The organism is Pseudomonas sp. JZ114 (assembly GCF_051027705.1).
Taxonomy (GTDB): domain Bacteria; phylum Pseudomonadota; class Gammaproteobacteria; order Pseudomonadales; family Pseudomonadaceae; genus Chryseomonas; species Chryseomonas luteola.
Genome location: NZ_CP069256.1, coordinates 2,525,092 through 2,550,377 on the forward strand (window position 1 = coordinate 2,525,092; position 25,286 = coordinate 2,550,377).

29 protein-coding genes and 1 pseudogene are annotated in these 25,286 nt (G+C 52.4%); 25 read left to right on the top strand and 5 right to left on the bottom strand.

The features are described from left to right. Nucleotides 1-9: 9 nt before the first annotated feature. Nucleotides 10-846 (top strand): ion transporter, encoded by an 837-nt coding sequence (locus tag JQR90_RS11730; protein ID WP_010794815.1) that lies wholly within the window; start codon nucleotides 10-12, stop codon nucleotides 844-846. A gap of 56 nt (nucleotides 847-902) precedes the next feature. Further along, complete coding sequence (locus JQR90_RS11735; RefSeq protein WP_037030361.1) at nucleotides 903-1,895, top strand: sulfate ABC transporter substrate-binding protein; 993 nt, start codon at nucleotides 903-905, stop codon at nucleotides 1,893-1,895. Nucleotides 1,896-1,952: 57 nt separating this feature from the next. On the opposite strand, the gene nfuA is transcribed toward JQR90_RS11735, so the two are convergent. Then, nucleotides 1,953-2,537, bottom strand: coding sequence for a Fe-S biogenesis protein NfuA (gene nfuA / locus JQR90_RS11740; protein WP_010794817.1), 585 nt, complete (start codon nucleotides 2,535-2,537; stop codon nucleotides 1,953-1,955). A gap of 219 nt (nucleotides 2,538-2,756) precedes the next feature. Here nfuA and JQR90_RS11745 point away from each other — a divergent pair, with 219 nt between their 5' ends. Continuing rightward, a complete protein-coding gene (locus tag JQR90_RS11745; protein ID WP_019363835.1) occupies nucleotides 2,757-3,296 on the top strand; it encodes a ferritin-like domain-containing protein in 540 nt (179 codons plus the stop codon). Nucleotides 3,297-3,350: 54 nt separating this feature from the next. On the opposite strand, the gene JQR90_RS11750 is transcribed toward JQR90_RS11745, so the two are convergent. Both JQR90_RS11750 and JQR90_RS11755 read right to left on the bottom strand, forming a co-directional pair. Next, the gene (locus JQR90_RS11750; protein ID WP_219654076.1) at nucleotides 3,351-4,304 is read right to left on the bottom strand and encodes a GGDEF domain-containing protein; all 954 of its coding nucleotides are present in this window, start codon (nucleotides 4,302-4,304) and stop codon (nucleotides 3,351-3,353) included. A gap of 3 nt (nucleotides 4,305-4,307) precedes the next feature. Then, nucleotides 4,308-5,270: a response regulator gene (locus JQR90_RS11755; protein WP_374940346.1), complete on the bottom strand. Its 963-nt coding sequence runs from the start codon at nucleotides 5,268-5,270 to the stop codon at nucleotides 4,308-4,310. Nucleotides 5,271-5,443: 173 nt separating this feature from the next. Here JQR90_RS11755 and metH point away from each other — a divergent pair, with 173 nt between their 5' ends. Next, nucleotides 5,444-9,154, top strand: a complete 3,711-nt coding sequence (gene metH, locus JQR90_RS11760; RefSeq protein WP_434140025.1) for a methionine synthase — start codon at nucleotides 5,444-5,446, stop codon at nucleotides 9,152-9,154. A gap of 70 nt (nucleotides 9,155-9,224) precedes the next feature. Continuing rightward, nucleotides 9,225-9,548 (top strand): DUF5629 family protein, encoded by a 324-nt coding sequence (locus tag JQR90_RS11765; protein ID WP_010794822.1) that lies wholly within the window; start codon nucleotides 9,225-9,227, stop codon nucleotides 9,546-9,548. A gap of 9 nt (nucleotides 9,549-9,557) precedes the next feature. On the opposite strand, the pseudogene JQR90_RS11770 reads toward JQR90_RS11765, so the two are convergent. Beyond that, a pseudogene (locus JQR90_RS11770) lies at nucleotides 9,558-10,521 on the bottom strand (integron integrase). Between the two features lie 519 nt (nucleotides 10,522-11,040). On the opposite strand from JQR90_RS11770, the gene JQR90_RS11775 reads away from it, so the two are divergent. The 11 genes from JQR90_RS11775 to JQR90_RS11825 all read left to right on the top strand — a co-directional run bounded on the left by JQR90_RS11775 (nucleotide 11,041) and on the right by JQR90_RS11825 (nucleotide 17,716). Then, nucleotides 11,041-11,487, top strand: coding sequence for a hypothetical protein (locus JQR90_RS11775; RefSeq protein ID WP_073450842.1), 447 nt, complete (start codon nucleotides 11,041-11,043; stop codon nucleotides 11,485-11,487). An 83-nt stretch (nucleotides 11,488-11,570) separates the two neighbouring features. Further along, nucleotides 11,571-11,987, top strand: coding sequence for a hypothetical protein (locus JQR90_RS11780; RefSeq protein WP_073450843.1), 417 nt, complete (start codon nucleotides 11,571-11,573; stop codon nucleotides 11,985-11,987). Between the two features lie 78 nt (nucleotides 11,988-12,065). Then, nucleotides 12,066-12,458, top strand: a complete 393-nt coding sequence (locus tag JQR90_RS11785) for a hypothetical protein (RefSeq protein ID WP_010794828.1) — start codon at nucleotides 12,066-12,068, stop codon at nucleotides 12,456-12,458. Nucleotides 12,459-12,536: 78 nt separating this feature from the next. Beyond that, nucleotides 12,537-12,890, top strand: a complete 354-nt coding sequence (locus tag JQR90_RS11790) for a hypothetical protein (RefSeq protein ID WP_010794829.1) — start codon at nucleotides 12,537-12,539, stop codon at nucleotides 12,888-12,890. Nucleotides 12,891-13,423: 533 nt separating this feature from the next. Then, nucleotides 13,424-13,690 carry a hypothetical protein gene (locus tag JQR90_RS11795; RefSeq protein ID WP_010794830.1) on the top strand — a complete coding sequence of 89 codons (267 nt, stop codon included), beginning with the start codon at nucleotides 13,424-13,426 and terminating at the stop codon, nucleotides 13,688-13,690. Nucleotides 13,691-13,763: 73 nt separating this feature from the next. Continuing rightward, complete coding sequence (locus JQR90_RS11800; protein WP_010794831.1) at nucleotides 13,764-14,075, top strand: hypothetical protein; 312 nt, start codon at nucleotides 13,764-13,766, stop codon at nucleotides 14,073-14,075. A 94-nt stretch (nucleotides 14,076-14,169) separates the two neighbouring features. Continuing rightward, nucleotides 14,170-14,625, top strand: coding sequence for a hypothetical protein (locus JQR90_RS11805; RefSeq protein WP_010794832.1), 456 nt, complete (start codon nucleotides 14,170-14,172; stop codon nucleotides 14,623-14,625). Between the two features lie 146 nt (nucleotides 14,626-14,771). Then, nucleotides 14,772-14,987 carry a barstar family protein gene (locus JQR90_RS11810; protein ID WP_230382329.1) on the top strand — a complete coding sequence of 72 codons (216 nt, stop codon included), beginning with the start codon at nucleotides 14,772-14,774 and terminating at the stop codon, nucleotides 14,985-14,987. 152 nt (nucleotides 14,988-15,139) lie between these two features. After that, nucleotides 15,140-15,610 (top strand): hypothetical protein, encoded by a 471-nt coding sequence (locus JQR90_RS11815; RefSeq protein ID WP_010794833.1) that lies wholly within the window; start codon nucleotides 15,140-15,142, stop codon nucleotides 15,608-15,610. 562 nt (nucleotides 15,611-16,172) lie between these two features. After that, nucleotides 16,173-16,757, top strand: a complete 585-nt coding sequence (locus JQR90_RS11820) for a hypothetical protein (protein ID WP_083603008.1) — start codon at nucleotides 16,173-16,175, stop codon at nucleotides 16,755-16,757. A gap of 539 nt (nucleotides 16,758-17,296) precedes the next feature. Then, nucleotides 17,297-17,716: a hypothetical protein gene (locus JQR90_RS11825; protein WP_010794839.1), complete on the top strand. Its 420-nt coding sequence runs from the start codon at nucleotides 17,297-17,299 to the stop codon at nucleotides 17,714-17,716. Between the two features lie 176 nt (nucleotides 17,717-17,892). Here JQR90_RS11825 and JQR90_RS11830 read toward each other — a convergent pair whose 3' ends face one another. Beyond that, nucleotides 17,893-18,636 (bottom strand): class I SAM-dependent DNA methyltransferase, encoded by a 744-nt coding sequence (locus tag JQR90_RS11830; protein WP_010794840.1) that lies wholly within the window; start codon nucleotides 18,634-18,636, stop codon nucleotides 17,893-17,895. Between the two features lie 328 nt (nucleotides 18,637-18,964). On the opposite strand from JQR90_RS11830, the gene JQR90_RS11835 reads away from it, so the two are divergent. The 9 genes from JQR90_RS11835 to JQR90_RS11875 all read left to right on the top strand — a co-directional run bounded on the left by JQR90_RS11835 (nucleotide 18,965) and on the right by JQR90_RS11875 (nucleotide 25,251). Next, nucleotides 18,965-19,390 carry a hypothetical protein gene (locus JQR90_RS11835; protein ID WP_010794841.1) on the top strand — a complete coding sequence of 142 codons (426 nt, stop codon included), beginning with the start codon at nucleotides 18,965-18,967 and terminating at the stop codon, nucleotides 19,388-19,390. Between the two features lie 57 nt (nucleotides 19,391-19,447). After that, on the top strand, nucleotides 19,448-19,918 hold the full coding sequence (locus JQR90_RS11840; protein WP_010794842.1) for an NUDIX hydrolase: 471 nt from the start codon (nucleotides 19,448-19,450) through the stop codon (nucleotides 19,916-19,918). A 213-nt stretch (nucleotides 19,919-20,131) separates the two neighbouring features. After that, a complete protein-coding gene (locus JQR90_RS11845; RefSeq protein WP_010794843.1) occupies nucleotides 20,132-21,550 on the top strand; it encodes a glycoside hydrolase family 28 protein in 1,419 nt (472 codons plus the stop codon). A gap of 90 nt (nucleotides 21,551-21,640) precedes the next feature. Further along, nucleotides 21,641-22,357, top strand: coding sequence for an rRNA pseudouridine synthase (locus tag JQR90_RS11850; protein ID WP_010794844.1), 717 nt, complete (start codon nucleotides 21,641-21,643; stop codon nucleotides 22,355-22,357). A 46-nt stretch (nucleotides 22,358-22,403) separates the two neighbouring features. Continuing rightward, complete coding sequence (locus tag JQR90_RS11855) at nucleotides 22,404-22,865, top strand: DUF1456 family protein (protein WP_010794845.1); 462 nt, start codon at nucleotides 22,404-22,406, stop codon at nucleotides 22,863-22,865. Nucleotides 22,866-22,913: 48 nt separating this feature from the next. Further along, a complete protein-coding gene (locus JQR90_RS11860) occupies nucleotides 22,914-23,954 on the top strand; it encodes an RNA methyltransferase (protein ID WP_010794846.1) in 1,041 nt (346 codons plus the stop codon). A 490-nt stretch (nucleotides 23,955-24,444) separates the two neighbouring features. Then, nucleotides 24,445-24,666: a hypothetical protein gene (locus tag JQR90_RS11865; RefSeq protein WP_010794848.1), complete on the top strand. Its 222-nt coding sequence runs from the start codon at nucleotides 24,445-24,447 to the stop codon at nucleotides 24,664-24,666. Next, on the top strand, nucleotides 24,638-24,718 hold the full coding sequence (locus tag JQR90_RS11870) for a hypothetical protein (RefSeq protein WP_371106367.1): 81 nt from the start codon (nucleotides 24,638-24,640) through the stop codon (nucleotides 24,716-24,718). Before JQR90_RS11865 ends, JQR90_RS11870 begins: the two co-directional genes overlap by 29 nt. Before the next feature lie 128 nt (nucleotides 24,719-24,846). After that, entirely contained in the window at nucleotides 24,847-25,251 is a 405-nt protein-coding gene (locus tag JQR90_RS11875) for a hypothetical protein (protein ID WP_010794849.1), read from the top strand. Nucleotides 25,252-25,286: the final 35 nt, after the last annotated feature.

The following is a 25,286-nucleotide window of genomic DNA, read 5'->3' on the forward strand; positions in this document are numbered from 1 at the left end:
GTCTATGCCATGGCCGACGCTCAGCGCCTGCGCCGACGTCTGGAGATCATCATCTTCCACTCCAACACCGCTCCGGGACGTTGGTTCGACGAAGCCCTCCTGTTTACCATCCTAGCCAGCCTGGTGGTGGTCATGCTTGATAGCGTGGCGGAGATCCATGCTAAATATGACGAAATATTGTCCCTGTGTGAATGGGCGTTTACCGTCCTGTTCACCATCGAATACCTGCTAAGGCTATACAGCGCACGAAAACCTGCGAAGTATGCCTTCAGCTTTTTCGGCATCGTGGACTTGCTGGCGATACTGCCCAGCTTTATTGCGCTCTTTGTGCCTAGCGCTCAATACCTGCTGGTGATCCGTATCCTGCGCCTGCTCAGGATATTCAGGATTCTAAAGCTGCGTCAGTACCTGAATCAGGCCAACTTTCTGGTGACGGCATTAAGAGGTAGTCGGCAAAAGATCATTGTCTTCCTGCTCAGTGTTCTGACGATGGTGACGCTATTCGGCTCACTGATGTACGTAGTGGAGGGACCGGAAAATGGCTACACCAGCATTCCCAAAAGTATCTATTGGGCAATCGTGACGCTGACAACGGTAGGATTTGGCGACATGGTCCCGCAAACTGCTCTAGGTCAAGCCATCGCCAGCATCGTCATGATCAGTGGCTACTCGATCATTGCAGTACCCACCGGTATCTTTACAGCTGAGCTATCCAATGCCATTCGAGGCGAGAACAGTATCCACAAGCCGTGCGGGGCGTGTGGCAAGGAACTCCACGAAGCACAGGCCTCGTTTTGTAGCCGCTGTGGAAACTCGCTTTATAAACGAACGGTAATACCGGAATAATGTGGCCTTTCCAGAGCGGGACGCTCTGATAACAACCGATAAGAGACATCACCATGATAAAAAAGCTCTTCGCTCCGCTACTGGCGGCCGGCCTGCTCCTGGGAGGTGCTGCGAATGCAGCGCCCCTGCTGAACGTTTCCTATGACGTGATGCGAGACTTCTATAAGGAATACAACCCGGCTTTCCAAAAGCACTGGAAAGAGACCCATGACCAGAATATAACCATTCAGATGTCTCATGGTGGCTCTAGCAAACAGGCCCGCGCCGTCATTGATGGCCTACCGGCGGATGTCATCACCATGAACCAGGCCACCGACATTAACGCCCTGGCCGACAATGGCGGGCTGATCCCCAAGAACTGGGCCGAGCGCCTACCGAATAACAGCGCTCCATTCACCTCCGCTACCGTCTTTATCGTTCGCAAAGGCAACCCAAAGGGCATCAAGGACTGGCCTGACCTGGTCAAGGAGGGTACGGAAGTCATCATTCCAAACCCCAAAGTCACAGGTAACGGACGTTACTCCTACCTGTCCGCCTGGGGATACGTTTTGAAAACCGGAGGCGACGAGGCCAAGGCCAAAGCCTTTGTGGGCGAGCTGTTCAAGCATGTTCCGGTTCTGGATACAGGCGGTCGCGCTGCTACCACGACCTTCATGCAAAATCAGATTGGCGATGTGCTGCTGACCTTTGAAAACGAGGCCGAAATGATTGCGCGCGAATTTGGTCGCGGTAACTTCGAGGTGATCTATCCCAGCGTATCGGCTGAAGCCGAGCCACCCGTCACGGTGGTCGACAAGGTCGTTGACAAGAAAGGCTCACGCGAAGTGGCTGAGGGATATCTCAAGTATCTCTGGTCGGAAGAAGGTCAGCGTATCGCAGCCGACAACTATCTGCGTCCACGCAATGTAGAGATTCTGGCGCAATATCAGGACCGCTTCCCGAAAGTGGACTTCTTCTCAGTCGAGCAATTGTTTGGTGACTGGCGGACCGTACAGAAAACGCACTTTGCCGATGGCGGCGTCTTCGACCAGATCTATACCCCGCACTAACTAACAGGCGGCATAAAAAAGGCGGCTAGTAGCCGCCTTATTTTTCGCAAAACCCTATCAGTAATAGGCGTTTTCGCGATTGCTATGATCGGTTACGTCACGAACGCCTTTCAGGTCAGGGATACGCTCGATCAAGGTACGCTCGACGCCATCCTTGAGCGTCAGGTCAACCTGACCGCAGCCCTGGCAGCCGCCTCCAAAACGCAACACCGCAACCCCGTCTTCTACCACCTCAACCAGACTCACCATACCGCCGTGGCTGGCCAGACCGGGATTGATTTCAGTCTGCAGGTAATAATTGATGCGCTCGCTGATCGGGCTGTCTTCGCTGATCATCGGCACCTTGGCGTTGGGCGCCTTGATGGTCAGCTGACCACCCATGCGATCCTGGGCATAGTCGACGATGGCATCTTCCAGAAAGGGCTCGCTGATCGCATCGATCCAGGCGGTAAAGTCCTTCAGACCAAACGACGTATCTTCCGGCTTCTGCTCGCCCGGCTTGCAGTAGGCAATACAGGTCTCGGCGTACTGGGTTCCCGGCTGCGTAATGAAAATGCGAATGCCGATACCGGGAGTGTTTTGCTTTTCAAGCAGGCCAGCCAGGTAATCCTGGGCGGCTTCAGTAATGGTGATAGCGCTCATTTCTACTCCTCGCTTACCTGGGCGCAGTGTACGCCAGAGCGGCCTACGGTTAAAGACTTACTAGTTTAGTAGGATAAATGGCACCTGTGCTTGATTCTTTCAAGCCCGACCCGCCGATAAATCTTGGACAAAACTTTTACCAGACGTGGGAATCACATCTGGACAGGCCCCGACAGAGGGCCATCCCAGATGGACCGTGAAGCCTAAGAGGAATGCCCCATGCTGACCAACCAACCCTTTCTGACCGATATCGAAACCATTCGCCAACGAGCCCGCCAACACATTGAAGACGGCCCCATCACCGAGGGCTATAGCGCCGATCGCGAAACTGTTATCAAGCTCCTTAACGACTCACTTGCGACCGAGATCGTATGCACGCTGCGCTACAAGCGTCACTACTTCATGGCTACCGGTATCAAGGCTAGCGTTGCGGCTGCCGAATTTCAGGAGCATGCCGACCAGGAACAGGAGCACGCCGATCGCCTGGCCGAGCGTATCGTGCAGCTGGGCGGCGAGCCTGATTTCAACCCTGAAGGTCTGCTCACCCGCTCCCATGCCCAATATGCCGAAGGTCACGACCTGCGTGACATGATCAAGGAAGACCTGATTGCCGAGCGCATAGCCATCGATACCTATCGCGAGATCGTGCAGTACATCGGCGATAAAGATCCAACCACACGGCGCATCTTTGAAGACATCCTAGCCCAGGAAGAAGAACACGCCGATGACATGGCTGGCCTGCTGCAAGGCCTGGATTGATCAGCACCGCACGTCAAAAGCCCGCTTGAAACAGCGGGCTTTTTTATCGCCTACTCATGCGCCCGAATAGACCGTAACCTGATTGCGGCCATTATGCTTGGACTGGTAGAGCGCCTGATCGGCACGCTCCAGCAACACCTCATGGCTCTCTACCGGCAGGCTCAGGTCGGCAATGCCGAGGCTGATCGTAAAGGTAATCTGCTTACCTTCGTGCTCCACCTTCAGTTGCTCAGCCTGCTGGCGCAAGCGTTCTGCAAATATCTGGGCGCCACTGGATGGCGTATCCGGCATCAGAATGACGAACTCCTCACCGCCATAGCGCCCCGCCCTGTCGGTTGCCCGAATATGGCCGTTAATCAGGTTAGCCAGAGCCTGGATGACCTTGTCGCCTCCCGGATGACCGTAGGTGTCGTTGATTTTCTTGAAATGATCGATATCAAGAATCACCAGCCCGACATTGCAGCGGTAGCGCAAATGACGCGCGAATTCATGCTTCAGGCATTCATCCCAGAAGCCACGATTGAACAGTCCGGTCAGCCGGTCGGTTCGTGACAACTGCTCCAGCTGGCCATTGACCGACTGCAGCTGACGCGTGTTGGTCGCAACCCGTGTCACGTCATAGATAATAATACCGATGTAACCCACTCCGCCTCGCGTGTCACGCAGCGGCAGAATAGTGACATTCTGGTACATGTAATCTTCCAGCCCTGTAATAGGCTGATAGTTCTTGAACTTGACCAGATAAGGCCGCTGCTCCCAGATGGTGAACATCGGCGTGCCCAGCATGGCCACACCTTCGACCTTGTAACGGAACCAGTCCTCGTCCATTTCAGGGAAAAGCGAGAATAGTAGCTTGCCCTGCGCATCACTCGGGACGATTCCCGAATGGTTTTCCATGAAACTGTTCCAGACTTCCACTTCATACTTGCGATTGATCACCAGCACACCAACATCGATGTGCTGCACGATATCCAGCATCCAGTGAAGATCGTCGAGTTCGATCGCCATGTATCAATCCATCATGTAATTGATTTTATTAGTAAGCCGCTTGACCGAGTCTTCGGTAAACAGCAGCAGCAAATCAAAATGTATGTCATGCCCTTCGAGGCTATAGCTCACCTCGACAGCCAGGGTCTTCTTCCAGCGCTGGCGATTGACCTGAATCAGATTCTCAAGCGCCGTATGTTGCCCCAGAATCATCGGGTGCCCCTGCGAGAAGCGCACATCGATCTGCTCCGACAAACCACTCAGGCATGCCCCAATCAGGATGCTGGCCAAGTCGAGCAGCATCTCCATCTGATCATTGTTTTGCGTGCTGCCACTGCGGAGCAGCGTTACCATGTCCTTGACTTCCGAATCATGGAAAATCAGCAAGGCCTCGCCCGCAATGCCATTACCGATAAACCCCTGACAGACCGCTGTGACACGGCTGCCGCGCTGCACATCGGCCAGCGCCATATGCAGCTCGCCTACCTCAAGGATGTTGACGTTGGGAATCGGAAGCTGCACGAAGACGTTGAGCACCTTGGCCAACAACGCTGCCGCGCGACCAATGGATACGTTGACCACTTCGCGGAAGGCATCACGAAAGCTGACATCAGGATCGGGACGATCCTCCATGACGGCTTCCTTGTTGGGTGCAAATCCAAGCAAGCCATGCTGAAGCAGCAGTGCCTTGAGCTGATCAGCGTCGGCTGGCTTTTTCAGAAACGCCAGTGCACCCAACTCCAGCACACGCCGTATGGCCTCTTCCTGAACGTCGCCAGAAACCACGATCACGTTGCACGTGATGTTTTCAGCCCGCATCGCCTCCAGCGTCTGATAGCCATCCATGACCGGCATGGTCAGGTCCAGTAACATGACCTGAACCTTGCCCTGACGCAGCACATTGAGCGCCTCACTCCCATTGGTCGCCTGTGTAATGTCCACAGACCACTCGGGAGGCAAGGCACGAATCAGCTGCTTTCGTGCCATGGCAGAATCATCACAAACCAGTAGCGGGGTCGCAGTCACAATCGATACTCGTTAAGAATGGAAGCGTTGTTACTTGAAGATAGCTCATATATCAGATGACTAAAGCAGTCTTCGTGCCATCTGACAGCTTTGCTATCATCCCTTTTTTGCCGCTGTAATCTGGATACCTGCCCATGATCGATCGCGCCGCACGCTTCTCCGCCCTGCAAACCGCACTCAAGGAGCGCATCCTTATTCTGGACGGCGGTATGGGTACAATGATCCAGAGCTACAGACTGGAAGAGGCCGATTACCGGGGCGAACGCTTCGCTGACTGGCCTAGCGATGTCAAAGGCAACAACGACCTCCTGCTTCTGACTCGCCCTGATGTTATTCAGGCGATCGAAAAAGCCTATCTGGATGCAGGCGCCGATATCCTCGAGACCAATACATTCAACGCCACGCGCGTTTCCCAAGCCGACTACGGTATGGAAGCGCTGGTGTATGAGCTGAACGTGGAAGGTGCACGGCTGGCGCGTCAAGTTGCTGACACAAAGACAGCCGAAACGCCAGATAAACCACGGTTTGTTGCAGGCGTCCTTGGTCCAACCAGCCGCACCTGCTCCATCTCGCCAGACGTAAACAATCCCGGCTACCGGAATGTGACATTCGATGAGCTGGTGGAAAATTACACCGAGGCCACGCGAGGTCTGATCGAAGGTGGCGCGGATCTGATTCTGATCGAAACAATCTTCGACACCTTGAACGCCAAGGCAGCGATCTTTGCAGTACAGGGCGTATTCGAGGAGGTCGGCTTTGAATTGCCGATCATGATCTCCGGTACGATCACCGATGCCTCCGGCCGCACCTTGTCCGGCCAGACCACTGAGGCCTTCTGGAACTCGGTCCGCCATGCCAAGCCCATCTCGGTCGGCCTCAACTGCGCGCTGGGTGCAAAAGAGCTGCGCCCCTATATAGAAGAATTGTCCGCCAAGGCCGAAACCCACGTTTCAGCCCACCCGAACGCTGGCTTGCCTAACGCCTTTGGCGAGTACGACGAAACGCCTGCACAAATGGCTGAGGTGGTTGAAGAGTTTGCGGCCAGTGGCTTTTTGAATATCGTAGGCGGTTGCTGCGGCACCACGCCCGGCCATATCCAGGCGATTGCCGAGGCGGTAGCCAAATACCCACCGCGCGCCCTACCAGAGATTCCGCGTGCTTGCCGCCTGTCCGGCCTTGAGCCGTTCACCATCGATCGCACTTCCCTCTTCGTAAACGTAGGCGAGCGAACCAACATTACCGGTTCCGCCAAGTTTGCCCGTCTGATTCGCGAAGAGAACTATGCCGAGGCACTGGACGTAGCCCGCCAACAGGTAGAGGCCGGCGCCCAGGTCATCGATATCAACATGGACGAAGGCATGTTGGACTCGAAGGCGGCCATGGTCACTTTCCTGAACCTGATTGCCTCTGAACCGGATATCTCCCGTGTGCCGATCATGATTGACTCCTCCAAGTGGGATGTCATCGAGGCTGGCCTTAAGTGCATCCAGGGCAAGGGCATCGTCAACTCCATCTCCATGAAGGAAGGGGTCGACGCATTCATCCACCACGCCAAGCTTTGCAAGCGCTACGGTGCGGCGGTGGTCGTCATGGCCTTCGATGAAGCGGGCCAGGCCGATACCGAAGCGCGCAAGAATGAAATCTGCGCCCGTTCCTATGACATTCTGGTCAACCAGGTAGGCTTCCCGCCGGAAGATATCATTTTCGACCCGAACATCTTTGCGGTCGCAACCGGCATCGAAGAGCACAACAACTACGCGGTGGATTTCATCAACGCGTGCGCCTTCATCCGGGACAACCTGCCCTACGCCCTCTCCTCCGGCGGCGTCTCTAACGTGTCCTTTTCGTTCCGCGGCAACAACCCGGTGCGTGAGGCCATCCACTCTGTCTTTCTGTATTACGCCATCAAGAACGGCCTGACGATGGGTATCGTCAACGCGGGTCAGCTGGAAATCTATGACGAGATTCCCAAGGAACTGCGTGATCGAGTCGAAGACGTTGTGCTTAACCGCACCCCCAATGGCACCGAAGCGCTACTGGCCATTGCCGACAAGTACAAGGGTGACGGCTCCGTCAAGGAAGTCGAAACAGAAGAATGGCGCAGCTACCCAGTAGACAAGCGTCTTGAGCATGCACTGGTCAAAGGTATCACGACCTTTATCGTCGAAGATACTGAAGAAGCCCGCCAGCAATGTGCCCGCCCTATCGAGGTTATCGAAGGCCCGTTGATGTCCGGCATGAACGTCGTTGGTGACCTGTTCGGCTCCGGCAAAATGTTCCTGCCTCAGGTAGTCAAGTCCGCTCGCGTGATGAAGCAGGCTGTGGCTCATTTGATTCCCTTCATCGAAGCGGAAAAAGGTGACAAGCCCGAGGCCAAGGGCAAGATCCTCATGGCGACAGTAAAAGGCGACGTTCATGACATTGGCAAGAACATCGTAGGCGTGGTGCTGGGCTGTAACGGCTACGACATTGTTGACTTGGGCGTGATGGTGCCGGCAGAAAAAATCCTGCAAACCGCTATCGAACAGAAATGCGACATCATTGGCCTCTCCGGCCTGATTACCCCATCGCTGGACGAAATGGTCCACGTCGCCAAGGAAATGCAGCGTCAGGGCTTCAAACTACCACTCATGATTGGCGGTGCCACGACCTCCAAGGCGCACACGGCCGTCAAGATCGAGCCGCAGTACAGCAACGACGCGGTGGTCTATGTAACCGACGCCTCCCGCGCCGTAGGTGTCGCCACCCAACTGCTCTCCAAGGAACTCAAGGCGGGCTTCGTCGAGAAAACCCGTACCGAATATGCTGAAGTCCGTGAGCGCACGGCCAACCGCAGCGCACGCATTGAGCGCCTGAGTTATGAGAAGGCAGTCGCCAATAAGCCTCAATTTAACTGGCTGGGCTATCAGGCACCCAAACCCAGCTTTACCGGCGTCAAAGTGTTGGATGATATCGACTTGTCCGTACTGGCCGAGTACATCGACTGGACACCTTTCTTTATATCCTGGGACTTGGCAGGTAAATACCCCCGCATCCTGACCGACGAAGTAGTGGGCGAAGCCGCCACTGCCCTGTTCAACGACGCCCAGGCAATGCTGAAAAAGCTGATCGACGAAAAGCTCATCAAGGCGCGTGCTGTATTCGGCTTCTGGCCAGCCAATCAAGTACGCGATGATGACCTGGAGGTCTACAGCGACTCGGGTGAAACTCTGGCAACACTGCATCACCTGCGCCAGCAGACCATCAAGCCGGACGGCAAACCCAACTTCTCCCTGGCCGACTTCGTGGCGCCCAAGGAAAGCGGCGTAACCGACTACATGGGCGGTTTTATTACTACTGCCGGTATCGGTGCTGAGGAGCTGGCAAAGAGCTACGAAGCCAAGGGTGATGATTACAACGCCATCATGGTCAAGGCGCTGGCCGACCGTTTGGCCGAAGCCTGTGCCGAGTGGCTCCATGAGCGTGTACGCAAGGAACATTGGGGGTACGCACGTGATGAGCAACTTTCCAACGAGGAACTCATCAAGGAGCGCTACAAGGGCATCCGCCCTGCCCCCGGCTACCCGGCCTGCCCGGATCACACCGAAAAAGCCACGCTCTTCGCCCTGCTCGACCCAGAAGCACAGTTCAACCAGGCGGGCCGCAGCGGTGTATTCCTGACCGAACACTACGCCATGTTCCCCGCCGCAGCTGTGAGCGGCTGGTACTTCGCCCATCCGGAAGCGCAATACTTTGCCGTTGGCAAGATCGACAAGGATCAGGTGGAAAGCTACACGCAGCGTAAAGGCCAGGATCTCGCCGTCACCGAACGTTGGCTAGCCCCCAACCTGGGCTACGATAATTAACTAACCTGTAGGGTGGGTTACGCCGCTGGCTGGCCCACCTCTTCTCTCTTCAGATTCTACGTACCTGCCCATGACCACCGAAACGCCCTACCTGCTCGACCAACTCGAACTCGCCGACATGCTCGAAATCGACGGGCTCCATGCGGCCAACTTTACCTTGAATGATGATCTTCTCGACCAGGCCGATGCCGCTGCAGAGGCGGACGAGTCCTTTGAAAGCGAAGAGATCGTCCTGACCATCGAGGCGCTGGACGGGCGTGAACGCAAGCGCTGGCAGTTCAGCTACAACAGCGTAATGGAAGCCGAGCACGACGCCGCAGCCAACAGCTGGCTAATCGAAGGGCATCGTCTCGTCTGTTTCGAAGCCATTGGTGCCGACTCCGAAGACGAGTAAAGAAGCCGCTTAAACTCGATCCAATGGACTCAAGACGGCCAGCCCACCGCGATTAAGTACGTGGGTATAAATCATGGTGGTTTTTACATCGGCGTGGCCCAGCAGCTCCTGCACTGTCCAAATATCCTGGCCACTCTCCAGCAGATGCGTGGCAAAGCTGTGGCGCAACGTATGGGGCGTAGCCAGCTTAACAATGCCTGCCACCTGAACAGCGCGTTTGAAGCCACGCTGAAGCCTCTGCTCATTGAAGTGATGACGCCTGACGGCACCACTGCGGGGATCAACCGATAAACCAGAAGCTGGAAACACGTATTGCCAGCCCCACTCCCAAGGTGCTCTAGGGTATTTGCGCGCCAGGGCATCGGGCAGATACACATCACCGCGCCCTTGTGCCACCTCATGCTGATGAAGATGTTTCACATGAGAAAGTTGCACCTTGAGCGGCTCAATCAAGCGCAGGGGTAACACCGTAACCCTGTCCTTCTGGCCTTTTCCGTCACGAATAAGGATTTCTCGCCGACCAAAGTCGATATCTTTAACGCGCAGCCTGACAGCCTCCATCAACCGCATCCCTGTGCCGTACAGCGAGTTTGAAATAAGCCACGGCTCGTCCTTGATTCGCCAGAATCTTCTGCACTTCCTCTATAGATAACACTACAGGTAAACGACTTGGCTTTTTAGCGCGCACAACTTCACCCAGCCAGGGCAAGTCCTGCCGTAATACTTCTTTATAAAGAAACAGAAGCGCAGCCAGCGCCTGATTCTGGGTCGACGCAGCCACGTCTTTATTGACAGCCAGATGAGATAAAAAAGACTCAACCTCCGGTGCTCCCATTTCGACCGGATGTCGATAATCATGAAAACGAATGAATCGCTTGACCCACTCGCAATAGACGCGTTCCGTTCGGATCGAGTAATGTTTGAGCCTGATTTGCTCTCGCACTTGATCCAGCAGCCGTGGCTTCCTTTCCATGACGTATAACTCCTTTATACCGTCAGTGCTCCTCGGAAACGTCCACCCTAGACAGGAAGAATGAAGATGACAAGGAAGGTTATCCGTCAAACGCGTCCAGCGTGTTATCCGTCACATGACGTCTAATAATAGTTATGCAGTAAGGAGAAGTTATGCCGCACCCGCAAGGAAGTAATGGGAACCCAGTATATGTCGCATTGAACTTTGATGAGGTCTACGAGTTTGTTGGGCAAAGCGGTGTCAATTTCCGATCTACCACCGACGAAAATATGGTCGCACGCAGAGGGCATGCAGGCGATGGCGTTACGCCTGTAATCGTTCTCGAGGGCGAACGGAATGTACATGGCAGAGTCTGCTCTTCCTGCTGGGGGCACCAAACGAGCTGTACCGGAGAGCGTATAAGCCAAGCGATCGTTGGTCTTGATAATGCGGCGAATGCATAACAATGCGTTCAAGAACGTTCGCTTTGCTCACTGGGACTGGCGTACCGCCAGCCCCTTAACTTCGCGTTAGAGAATTATGCATACAACTATGCTCAGCCACCAATCTCTCTTTCGTGCTGGAAGTGAATCCAACGGATGTACGGTTGCAGAGAGAACCTCATCAGATTTTTTAATCAATGGTGAGTCTCTACTTCATGCCATAGTTAAAGCAGATGGAGGGCATGATGACTTTATGGGCTGTTTTGTAAAAGGCTTTAATGCTCAAAACGAAACCACTGCCAGAAAGTTAAAATTGCTTACTGAGCCTAAAAACCGTGTACTGCTTTATATATGTCCCGAGTGTGGTGACATCGGCTGTGGCGCTTACTCCGCACAAATAGTTAAAACCGATTCCGGCTATATTTGGGAAAATTTCGCATACGAAAACGGTTATGAAGAACCACGCATCATTGAAAACATCGGGCCTTTTTTATTCGAACCTCGTGCTTATGAAGCTGCAATTGATCGAGCAGCTGTTCTCTAACAACTGGTTCAAATCGTTCGCTCCGCTCACTGGGACGCGCTAAAGCCCGCCCCTTAACCAAACGTTATACCTCGGAGGCTATCGTGTTTCATCTCAAAGATAGAGCATTTGAAATCTACGAGGCAAATGTGCATGGGAAGTTCTTGGAAAACGAACTCCATTGTTACTTGGAAATCACCACAAAAGAAATTGAATTCGAAGAATCTAACTGGGCACCATCACTAAGCCATCAGGGGTTAATTCTAAAAGCGAAGTCGCTGGAAGATCTAGATGGGCTTGTGAGTGAGTGGTCATCGGAAAACAATCCTCACCCAGAAGTAGGAATACTGAGCGTGTTCGGCCACGTCGAAACAAATAATAATAGAATTACTTTTGGCAATGCATCGGGGCAAGAATTCGGCTTTAGTTGGTCAGGCACGGGAGATGTAATGTGGAATTCAGAATTTGGAAGCGATGTCCAGTTTAATGTTTCAGGGGTGCTCAAAGTCACAATCGTATAACAATTGGTTCAAGTCGTTCGCTTCGCTCACTCGGGACCGGCTAAAGCCGGCCCCTTAACCAAACGTTAGGCATCACAGATGAATTCGCGGCTATCTACAATCGACGCAGATATTGAAGAAATATTGAATGCTATGTCTGCTCCAGAGCGGATAGCTTTGATTTCTAAGGCTGTGTTGTGGGCGGCGAGCGAGGTTGGCCTTGATGGCGTTGATATAGAAAAATCAATCCAAGAGATGCATCACGAACGGTTACATGAGATCGCTCAAAAATTCGATGACCGATATTTTGAACTTCAAGAGTTAGACGATCCGGAGCATTTAACCTGTTTCTCTAAAGCGCGTGGCTATAGCGCGGCAGCATTCTTGGCTCAGGGTAATATTCACGAGGCAATGTACGAAGCAATTGCAGCCACCGATGCGCCACAAGATATTCTGCGCATCATAAAAATTACCCGGGGTGGTGAAGCCTAACAAGTGGTTCAAGCCGCTCACTTCGTTCGCTGGGACGGGCTAAAGCCCGCCTCTTAACCAGACGTTATGTGTAATCAAATGGATAAGCCACTTACATTACTATTTAATAATCAAAAAGTCGCAACACTTTCTGGCTTTAGCTTCGAGACCCCATGGGCTTATGCGACGGCTGAATTTGATGATGTTTCGTTAGAAGCCAAGCTTGAGAGGCTGGCCAATTTTCGAGCATTTGGTGCTGAGCTTGAACAAAAAGAGCTACCTGAAGATAAGGAAGAAATATTATGGAAAGAAAAGTTAGTCGAGCTTAAATTGAGTCATTCAGATTTAAAATTAGACAGAGATGAAGATTTTTCGGTTGAATGGAGCGATGACTCTGTTAGAGAGGCGCGATCTCTGTCATACGGAAATAAAATATTAATGTGGAGACCTTAAGTCAAACACATAACAAGTACATCAAAAATCGCCCTGCGGGCTGGACGCGCTCACGCGCGCCTTTTATGTAGGCGTTAGGTTGCAAAGGGAATATGCACCAGATCAAATCTAACCTATATCCCTGCGCTCACTGCTCTGGCGTAGGAACTTGCAAAAACGGCACTAACGAATCTTCTTGTGCTGTTTGCGTAAAAGAACATGAGTTGAAAGGCAAAGAGTTCGCTGGGCTTCCATGTGGTGTCTGCGGCGGTATCGGACAAGCAGAACCCCGAACCGAGAGAATTAATAAGCGCATGCCAGCGATATTAGGCTTTATGGTGGTTTTTCTTCTAATGTTTGGTGTGTTTTTAAGTGCAGTGCTGAAAAGTCCATACTTTAGCGAAGTGTTAGCCTTTTCCGGCACACTCATAGGTACAGTTTTAGGCTTCTACTACTCAGACCGTAGCAAGGCAACCTAACTAGCGGTTCAAGCCGCTCGCTTCGCTCACTGGGACCGGCTAAAGCCGGCCCCTTAACCAAGCGTTAGGGTTCCCATGTCGCCATTCGCAAACCTAGCCACCGAGCTTAAATCTGCCGGAATCCGCATGGGGCAAATCCGCATCAACGAAACACCCCAAGACTGTTGCTTTTGCATTCTCAACTATGGTGATGAGATCGAGTGCTTCTACTTTGAGCGTGGTGGAAAATTCGACCTGGTGTCTTTCGCTTCGCAACCCGAGGCGATTGAGCACTTTAAGAATTGGGTACTATCCAATAAAACGCTATATGCAAACTGGGGAGGCACTGTTGGGCAACCCTAACAATAGGCTCAAACCGTTCGCTTCGCTCACTGGGACGGGCTAAAGCCCGCCCCTTAACCAAACGTTAGCTGCCATGAAGCACCTCCTTGGTCCAACCCTTCTCAACACGCTCTCGCTGTTTTCAGTAGAAGTCGGGCTGGCAGATGAGGCTGCGTTTCGCGTGGCTGATTTAAATCTAGACAATCCGGCCTCACTATTAGCACTCAAGAGTGAGCTTTTAAATACCCTATCAGATCGTAATTTTTCTTGGGTACAAGCACTTGATGATGGATGCAATTTAACGGTATATCCTGCCGACTCCGAAGAAGAGGCGCGCGCTTATGTTATTGAACTCCTCTGGAAGCGATATTTCCCGAATGAAGCTATCCCGCCGTTCGGCAGCTAACCTTTCGGTCAACGTGACAACCCAAAGCGACGCTTTGGGTTCCCTTCGCTGCTTCGCAACTCCGGCTGCACGTTACTTCCAACGTTAAATGTCTATGAGTAAGTTTGAAGGATTAGTTCCAGAGCTACCGAAGTGGAACAATGGCAACGGAATCTCCTTGGGAGATTGGATCACCTGTATAGGTAGGTACGATCATTTTCTCGGATATTTGGAGCTTGTTTGGCCAAGCTTCATCATGGTTGATGATACGGTATTTATTGAAAGCCTTTGGCAGAAGAATAGATACGAGACAATTATTTCTAATTGCACGAATAAGGCTGAGGCTCAAAAATATTTAAACCTGATCGACTTGGCAAATCTCTTCTTAGGTGCCGAAGAAGAGGTCACGGATGAATTTCTTCTTTACCTCGCAAACGCCATTGTGCAGGCGTGGGAAGCCAAGCTATGCACGCAGTTTCCGGAAAGAAAATTTAAGGTTGTGTTGGAAAACTTCCTAAGTGATCCAGACGATTGTGAGTTAAACATATATTTTTTTGAGCCCGAGATTTAACAAGGTGGTCAACGGGACGCCAACTACGCTGCGCTCCGTTGGCGCCCATTACCACTAGCGTTAGGCAAAAACATATTGCCCGCGTACAGCTAGTAGAGATTGATCTCCGAGCTATCACTAGCGCAGAAGAACTGCACTCTTTACTGATGGAGTCGCTGAATTTTCCGGGCTGGTATGGTGCTAACTGGGATGCTTTCTGGGACGCCATAACTGGCTTGGTTGAAATGCCATACACAGTTAGGTTCTTAGGCTGGGCGCAGTTCTCACAACACCTACCTCGTGAGGCGGTGCTACTAAAAGAATGCCTTACTGAAATGCAAAGTGAATATCCGCAGTTCGCAAGCGAGGTGGTTTATGCCTAACAAGGCGCTCAAGTCGCTCACTTCGTTCGCTGGGACGGCGTGCCGCCGCCCCTTAGCTTAATCGTTAGGCTTAAGAGCAAAACCGAGTGGAATCAAATATGTGTTTTATAACCCCTCTTTCCAGCAGATAATCTTGAGCCTATGGAGAAAACGTGATCTGGAATGAATTAAGGAAACATTTAGGAAAAGGAATTAGCACATTACCCGAAATGCCAGTAAAAGTTACTGATCGCATATATCAGGCAGGCCCGGCATTTCTAATGACATCTAATACACTGAAGGACTTTTCCCCGTCCGATGAACCCATTATTACGCTAATCATCTGGGCACCATCAGCGGGCGCGCTTAAAAGAGCCTTCAATGGTGATATAGAAAGTGATGATGGAATCTCAGGAATCCCCCCAAATGAAATGTTAATATCCCCAACTGCAAATACCTGGGGAACAATTAAAGAGCAAGCAAAGGAGCTTGGTATAAAATTTCTTGAATCAGCTAGCTATCGCATCATGACTGATGGTGCTTTCATTCAAAAACAACTTCAGTCTCGGACATATCGGGCTTATTTTCGTTCTCGAAATACAAAATTCAACGAACACCCATATGTCATTGCCGTTACCGCCTAACAACTGGTTCAAACCGTTCGCTTTGCTCACTGGGACGGGCTAAAGCCCGCCCCTTAACCAAACGTTAGGTTGAATATGGTTCGTGCACGTCTGATTTCGACAGAAGGTCCATATCTCGAAGCCGTAATAGAAACTTGTGGGCAGCAACTACATGTAATGGATGAATTTAGTGTCTGTGAAGATACGTGCCCAAAGATTGGTGAAGAGTTTGACTTTGAGTTCTACCCGCTCATAGGCGATGGCCAAGAGTGGGAGGCTATTTTTACTGGTAACCCATCTGGGCACTCGGGTCTGGAACATCTTGGCGGTTGGCGTTATCGCGCTTTTGGTAAGGTTATCGGCGTTAACCTTGTCCTCGTAGACTGCGGCCTATTTACTGTCGAAGACGTGGTGAGCTCCAGTGATCCTAGATTGGTCGGCGAGTCGGTCGCATTCACAATTTCCAGGTTAGGCGGTTACGCGTGCAAAACCTAACACCTGGTTCAAATCACTCGCTTCGCTCGCTGGGACGGGCTAAAGCCCGCCCCTTAACCAAACGTTATAAGCTCAAAGGAGCACCGTAATGCCTGTAGCCGAATCCTTTGCAGCAATTGTTGCACTTATCGGACAATTTAGATCAGAAAAAGCATCACAAGAACAGGCCGGATTTGGTGAGTTCATGGAGTGGCTTACAAAAATCAATCACGAAGAAATTAAAGATCTACTGCTCCTAAATACAAAAGCCACGATCGGAATAAAGGCAATTTTAAATCAAGATCGAAATATAGTACTCGATCAACTACAGCGTATAGATGGTGCGCTAGCGTCATTTTCTAGCAAATTCGATGGATTTAGTGATCTTGCAACGGCACTTAAGCCATCATCAAGTTTGTCCAAGCAAGCTATTTCCATACTTATTCAATTTGAAAACTCCAAGGCATCCAAGGCATCCAAGGCTTTAGAAATGAAAATGCTTGGCGGCTGCTTATATCAATTTCTAGATGGCGAAGGCGGACAAATTGATATAGATGAGCAACGCTTCGTAGAAGACGACTTCAAAACATTAGTAGAGCTCGGCCTACTGCGGCACGACTACAACAGCAAGGGCAGCAATCTATATATTTTTACGAGACAAGGTGCATCCCTTGTATCGGAGGTGAGCTTATAACTACTGGTTCAAACCGTTCGCTTCGCTCACTGGGACGGGCTAAAGCACGCCCCTTAACCAAACGTTAGGCCAATAATATGACAAACGCCGACGAAGACTGTATTTCCTACTTCATCGTCGTGGATGGAATAGAGGAAGAGACAACAAGTCTTATACGAGAGTATTTTCCAAATGTACGGAGCGGAGTAAGGCCTGACACCTTAATACCCTATCGTTCCATACCTTGCGAGATAAACGAAATTGAAAACACCTTAGCGTGGATCACCAAGAATCTAACGAATAGTCACTCGGAAACCTGCCTTATTATTAGTATTAAATCATTAAGAAACTGGGCAAATTTCTACGTGCCACACCAACTAATAGGGCTAGTTCAAAAATACCAAATCGATCTTAAAATTTCATTTCTTTCGCCAGCCCGAAAGAGAAACAGCGATAGTCCGGCCGAGGCCTAACTATCGGTTTAAGTCGTTCGCTTCGCTCACTTGGGACGGGCTAAAGCCCGCCCTTTAACCAAACGTTAGCCTAGGCTTATATCCGCTATGAAAAATTGGGTAGCCAATACAAAACTTAATACTCTACTAGACGACGGCTTCCGTAATCTAGATGGCGAGCAAGTCAGGCGGCTTCTAATAGAGTACTGCCAAAGATATCAAGAAATTTATCCTTTTGAGATTTTAGAAAAGCCACTTGCATATTTAACCCAGTACAAAGGTTCAAAAACAAGCTACGAGACAGCCCATGCAGAACTAAGCATTGCAGCTGGAGAGTATTGCTTCAGCCTTAATGAAGCTGCCGAAGCCCTTCTTGAGTTAATTGACACAAAGCATCTCACTGTGGCACAGGCAAAGAAAGTCATTAACCATATTTTCGAGGCATACTCCTGCAATGAAAGCCCTGAAGAGTTCATCGAAAGAGAAGACGCATATTTATGCGAAAAGCTATCTTCCATCACCGGCTAACAACTGGTTGAAACCGTTCGCTTCGCTCACTGCGCGAGCTAAAGCCTACTCCTTAGTTAGTCAGACTTGACTGAAGCCAGCATCTGACCGCTAATGCTGAGCAAAAGCATAGGCTTTTTTACTATCTCAACCACACAACAATTCCCTGTCATGAATAGCCGCTATCTCATACATCGTTAAGTCTTTACACAAACAAAAATCGCATTCCCAGAAGCCCCATCCCAAGGAATGATCTTCTCATAATCATGTTCCAGAACATGAACCTCAAAATACGGCTGCAATAGCGTCTGTAACTCGTCAAAACTTACAGCCACCATAGGGTGTTCGTCGTGCCATACCTGGCGCTCATCAGCTGTCGTTTTTTCGATGCGAAGTTTTAGCGATTGCTGCTCGCCCTCTCCCCTGTAATTCCAGCATGAGCTGAAATTAAATAAGCCGTCAGGGTGATTTGCGGTGTGCGATACAAATGAGTTGTTGTCGATAGTGTTCTTGTCGACCGCGTTGAAGCAGAAGATCCCATGATTGGCCAATGCGCCATATACGCTGGCGATACAGGCCTTCAGCCTTTCAACACTTGCGCTGTAATGAATGGAATACAAAAAGCAGGTAATGAGGTCGACCGGCTCCTCTATCATGAAGCCGCACATGTCTTGCAAGGAAAACTGAGCTTCCGGGCAGCGAGTGGATGCTCTATCCAGCATGGGCTGATTGATGTCGAGCCCTGCACTTTGATAGCCAGCATCAATAAAATGCCGAACATGCGGCCCTGTTCCGCAGGCCAGATCGAGATGCCTGCTTCCGCCATTTCCGAATAACTGATGCAACCGATGAACACAGTGGCTTTGCGCCTGATAGTTGATATCGGCGCACATGAGATCGTAGTAACCCGACAGATCGGTATAAAGGGCGTTGCCGGGCATGATGACCTGATTTGAGTACAGCGTTGAGGGGCGCGCATCATATCCGAAGCGGGTCATCGTAAGAATGGGCGCTGTGGAAGTAAATCGGCCTCTACGGGCCTATTGTGCGCGATAGCGAGCTTGACTCGCATCGCTTGGAGCGCTCAGAGCAGCATGCTAGATGCCTTGCTGGCTTAACGTTTAAAGAATCTGTCATCCACGCCCTATACCGTAACCCTGGTAAGCAGCGCGTCTCCAGATCGTGTTCAGGCAAAAAGTGTTGAGGCCCTCTCCTTCACTCAAGCTTTATATCACCCAGGAAACGCTCCGCCTCAACAGGAGAGCCAAGATGACAAGGAGCGCTGATGCCCCTTCGAAAGATCAGCTTATTCGTGACCTTACCAAGGCCCGTACCGGCCTGATCCACACCTATGTAATGCATGTTGTGTGGTTTGGGGTCATGTGTGTTTTCTTCTCGCTGCAATGGGAAAAGCACGGCATGCAGGCGTCAGTTCTGCTTACACTCGTCACGCTTCCACCTGTGCTGTTCTACACCGTGCGGGTTCACAGGCTCTGCCGCAGCATCGAGCCCAAGGCGCGTACGGTCGGGCTGATGACCGCGTTGATCACAACGTTTGTATTGAGCCCTTTTGAATCAGGATTGGTTCTTCCAGCCAAGAACCTGATGGCTGCAAACAAGATTCTCAAGGCTCATCAGCAGGTGACGACTCTGGCTCCTGTCGCCAAAACAGCCAAACAGCTGGGGCAAGCCTGAGCGGTCTACCTTTACCAGATACCATGCCCGGCTCTTACCCGACAAAGGCAATGACTCATGATCTCTGTCGATATTGACGGCTACCGCTTCCAGGTGCGTGCAGCGGCCGTTGTGGAACACGACAACCATATTCTGCTACACCGAGGCGTGAATGACTCATTCTGGGCATTACCTGGAGGCCGGGTTGAGCCAGGTGAAAACGCCCAGGCCACACTTGTTCGCGAAATGATGGAGGAGCTTGACGAGCCTATCGTTTGTGGCGAGCTACTATATTTGGTTGAAAACTTCTTTGATTACCTAAACCAGCCAAATCATGAAATCGGCTTGTACTTTCGCGCTCAGCTTCGCAGCCACTCTACCCTTCTCGATAAGTCGCGTACCCATAACGGCACAGAGGCTGGAACATCATTAGAGTTTCGATGGTTTCCCAGGGCATCCCTTCATGATGTAGATCTGCGCCCTGCCTTTTTGCGTGAATCGCTTTCCTTATCGACGCTTAACTTTCTGCATGTTGTGCAGCGAGGTTAAACCCTGCTTGGCTATACCCTTTCTCCCCTGAGCAACGTGTACGGTTGGTCTTGCACTCATTTGGCTTGCACGTTGAACCGTGCCACCCCATTTCACTACCTACCTTAGTAGCCTCATAGCCTCGCGCCGCTTCGATTGCGTCTATAGTGGAAGGGCCGCGTATCGCGGCATCACCTGAAGCAAACAACTCGAATAAGGAATTGCTGAGTGAGCATGTTTAGTCGACGTCGTATTCTGGCGTCCATGGCAGGAGGGGCTGCGGGCCTTGCGCTGATCAATCTTCAAGGGTGCTCGTCGTTCGGGTCAGGCGGTTCTGGCCAGACCAACGATTGGGCCATGGCCGATGCGATCCGCCGCAAGACCACCGTCCCCCGCTTTCCAAACGTAGACTTCGATATCCGCCGCTATGGCGCGGCAGGCGATGGTCGTACCGATAACTCCAAGGCTTTTGCCGCCGCCATTCAGGCCTGCTTCGCTGCTGGCGGTGGTCGGGTACTGGTAACCGGTGGCGATTACTTGACCGGCCCCATCCACCTCAAGTCCAACATCAACCTGCATATCGAAGAAGGCGCAAAGATTCGCTTCATCACCAATCCCAAGGCTTATTTGCCTGCGGTGTTTACCCGCTGGGAAGGCATGGAGCTGATGGGTTATTCCCCACTGATCTACGCGTACCGCCAAAAGAACATTGCCATTACCGGCAAGGGCGAACTGGACGGCCAGGCGGACCGCACTACGTGGTGGCCCTGGAAAGGCAACAAGGAGTGGGGTGTGGAGGGCTATCCTTCTCAGGATGCTGGCCGCGAAGCGTTGATGAAGGATGTGGAGGCTGGCGTACCGCCAGAGCAACGGCTGTATGCCGAAGGCTACTATTTCCGTCCACCTTTCGTGCAGCCTTACCTATGCGAGAACGTGCTGATCGAGGATGTGCGCATCATACGGGCACCCTTCTGGCTCTTGAATCCAGTGCTGTGCGAAAACGTGACCGTGCGCGGCGTGCACCTGGAAAGCCTGGGCCCGAACTCGGACGGCTGCGATCCTGAGTCCTGCCGCAACGTAGTGATCGAGAATTGCTTCTTCAATACCGGTGACGACTGCATTGCCATCAAGTCCGGACGTAATGCGGATGGACGCCGGATTAATCGACCTGCCGAGAATATTGTCATCGCCAACTGCAAGATGGAGGCAGGCCATGGCGGTGTCGTAATTGGCAGCGAGATCTCGGGCGGCGCACGAAACATCTTTGTCGAGCATTGCAGCATGAGCAGCCCCGATCTGGAGCGCGGTATCCGCTTCAAGACCAACTCCATACGCGGCGGCGTAATCGAGCATATTCGCTATCGGGATATCACCATTGGTGAGGTCCAGAATGCGATCGTCATAGACTTCCACTACGAGGAAGGCGATGCCGGGAAGTTCGACCCAACGGTGCGCGATATCGAGATTCGCAACCTCGTCTGCCAACGTGCCGATCAGGTGTTTCAGGTTCGCGGCTTCGAACGGGCACCTATAAAAGACCTACGACTGGTGGATGTTCATTTCCAGAAGGCAGGTGGCATTGGTGTGCTTGAGCACGTGGAGGGTCTGACTGCACAGAACGTCACCATCAACGGGCAACCGTTTACCAGATAGCGGCATAAGATCAGGGCGGGTCGGATAAGTCCCGCCCTTTTCGTGCATCCCAGGTAAACTAGTCTTCTTTTCTGACGTTTGCCTCTCCTCATGACTGACTCCATTCGCCTTTCCAAACGCCTCATTGAACTGCTGGGCTGCTCGCGCCGTGAGGCTGAGCTGTATATCGAAGGGGGTTGGGTTACGGTCGATGGCAATGTTATCGACGAGCCGCAATTTCAGGTTCACGCCGAAACGGTGGCATTGCTACCAGGCGCTTCGGCTACCCCGCTGGAGCCTGTAACGTTTCTGGTCTATCAGCCCGCTGGCATCACCTCACTGCCAGACGCTGACAAGCATCTGCTTAGCCGTGAAACGCACTGGGCGGAAGACCCAAGCGAGCGGCCGGTACTCAAGGGGCATTTTGCTCGCTTAAAGCCAGGGCTGGCATTGCAACCCGGCGCGGAAGGGTTGGCGGTTTATAGCCAGGACTGGCGGACGCTGCGCAAACTGACTGAGGATGCCGCCAAGCTTGAACAGGAATATGTCGTTGAAGTCAGCGGTGAGATAGCGCAGAACGGGCTGGAACGCCTCAAACGCGGTCATACCCATAAAGGCCAGACACTTCCTGCCTGCAAGGTCAGCTGGCAGAACGAGACACGCTTGCGTTTCGCCATGAAGAATCCCGCACCTGGAATCATTCAGCGCCTTTGTGAAAGCGTTGGGCTAAAGGTAGTCAGCATGAAGCGTCTGAGAATAGGCGGCGTTTCGATGGGCAAGCTCCCCTTGGGGCAGTGGCGCTACCTTTCACTTCAGGAACGCTTCTAACCGCGCTGCTCTTTACGTCTTTCACGCTTACCCAAGGATCACCCGCATGCTCAATAACGATGTATTACGTAGCGTTCGCTACATGTTGGATATCAATGACCGGAAGGTTGCCGATATCTTTAAATTGGCTGGCAAAACGGTCAGCTCAGATGACATTACCGCTTTTCTCAAGCGAGATGATGAGGCCGGGTTCGAGCTGTGCCCGGACGAGTTGATGGCCAGCTTTCTGGATGGTCTGGTCTTCCACCTACGCGGCAAGGACGAGAGCCGCCCTGCCCCTCCGCTTGAGCTGCCGGTTACGAACAACCTGGTAATGAAAAAGCTGCGCGTAGCTTTCGAACTCCGGGAAGAAGACATCCTGCAGATTTTGCAATCCGTAGACTTCACTATCACCAAGCCAGAGCTCAACGCAGTGTTTCGCAAGTTTGGACACAGCAACTACCGCACCTGTGGCGATCAGTTATTACGAAATTTCCTGAAGGGCCTGACGTTACGCGTGCGAGACTGATCCACCCGTAGCAACCGTATTCCGCCCTATGAATCAGTAGTCTATTTCATGCGCATCCACGACGTTCAAAACCGCCTTGCCGACCTCGGCGCCAAACCCATGCACATCGGACGCGTCAGTCGCGCCTGGCTGAAAGGCCTGCCACTCGACACCGGGACACGGCATCAGCAAACGGAAAACTTTCTGCCGCTGACCGTTCGTGAAGGGCTACCTGAGCTTGCCCGCACGCTCGACGGGCTTGCTCGATTGAAATCAGAGCACCCTGCTGCCGATGGCTCAGCGCGCCTGCTCGTAGAGCTGACCGACGGGCAGATGGTGGAAAGCGTACTGTTGCCTCGGGATGGTCTGTGCGTCTCTACACAAGTGGGATGTGCAGTGGGCTGTGTATTCTGCATGACGGGCAAGAGCGGTTTGCTGCGCCAGGTGGGTAGTGCTGAAATCGTGGCCCAGGTTGCGCTGGCTCGTCGTTTCCGGTCGGTCAAGAAAGTGGTCTTCATGGGGATGGGCGAGCCGGCCCATAATCTGGACAACGTACTGGAAGCGATCGATCTGCTCGGCACAGAGGGCGGCATCGGCCACAAGAACCTGGTGTTTTCAACCGTAGGAGACATGAGGGTATTTGAGCGTCTGCCTCAGCAAACTGTCCGTCCAGCCCTAGCGCTCTCGCTTCACACGACCCGTGCCGACCTGAGACAACAGCTGTTGCCTAAGGCCCCCCGGATAGATCCGGAAGAACTGGTCGAACTTGGCGAAGCCTATGCTCGCCAAACAGGTTATCCCATCCAGTATCAATGGACGCTCCTGGCCGGCATCAATGACAACCAGGAAGAGCTGGACGGCATCCTGCGCCTGCTCAAGGGCAAGTATGCCGTTATGAACATGATTCCCTACAACAGCCTGGAGGGTGATGATTACCAGCGGCCACGCGGTGAGCGTATCGTTGAGATCGTCCGCTATCTCCACAGCCGTGGTGTATTGACCAAAGTCCGTAATTCAGCCGGCCAGGATATCGAGGGTGGTTGCGGGCAACTTAGAGCGCGCGCCGTGCAGACCGTTGACAGCAAGCGGCTGATCAAGCGGGTCCGCTAAGCGCCACCCCGCCCTGGCGGCACTACCGTACCGCTTTACACATGGACACCCTTTTGCCTGAGGCCTGCTCACTGCGGACAGGCTCGCAGCAATAAGGATGTCCATGAAACTCTCGCCATACGATCATTGCCCCTTCTGCGTCCGTGCCGATATGGTTGCTAATTACAAGCAGGTCGAGCGCGAGAAGATCTACCTTTCCAATGATGACGAAGCTACCTGCTTCGAGCTGATCGGCGCAAAAAGGTGCCTATTCTCCAGCTCAACGATGGCAGCCGCATGGGTGAGCGTCTTGATAATGCCTGAAAGCTGGATGAGCTGGGCAACCTAGAGCGTGTCATACGCACCGGAGCCGATATCAGCGCCACTCTTGAATGCATCGACAGCACACGTCTCGCCATTAAAGGCCTGCTATTTCCGCGTAGTGTTGCGATTAGCCCGCCGGAACTCGTAACCATCGGCGCGTGATTATTTTCAGCTGCGCGAGGAAACGATGATTGAGCGCTCATTTGAGCAGGTCCTTGAGGAAATACCCCTCCACAAGCAAAGCGCAGAAAAAACGCTTGTAGGGCTAAAGGTTTTGCCCATACCGGCAGATAACGGTAACACCCTTAGCTGGGACGACGTACTGATCTATCCAACGCTGCCCAACGCTGCGCAACCTGACGATGGTCAAAGGCCTGGCTATGCCACCCCATGTAAGCCACTACGTTGAGTCCGTAGCCGCACTTACCGGCGCGTACACCTACTACGACAGCGCCTTGTAAGCAGTCGTTTAAGGCAAAGATGTTTCATCTGCCGGTGCGAAGAGATAGGCCTGTACACGTCCTGTGCAGGAAGGAAACCTGTTAGCTCAAAGGCCTCTGCCCTGGCAGACGCAAAAAGGATCTGTACGATGCCGGATATCGATATCCATCAAGACCCCTTCGTTCAAGGCCTGAAGGAGCGCTTGCCCAGCGACCTGAAAGAGTCGTTCACCGAGGAGCAACTCCAGGCGCTCAAGGTTGCGTTTGGCGCCCGCCAATGGGGAAAGCATGCGATTGACCTTCGCGCCACGTTCAAACTGTGGCGCTGGCGGTACTACTGTGTGTTCCTGGTTGGCCGCAACCGCCGTGATCTGTCCCGGCGCCAGCATGAGCTGTCCCAGATGGCTAAGGCGCTCGTGATTGCTGTTTTCCTGCTGTTTAGTGTCGCGGTTGGCTTGGTAATTCTCTATCTGATCAAATCGGCCCTGAACATCGATATCTTCCCCAACTTCTCGTTTGGTGTGTGGGACTGGTTCAAGAGCCAATTCAACTAGTACACCTCTGGTAAGACAGCGCTTCCCTGAACCCC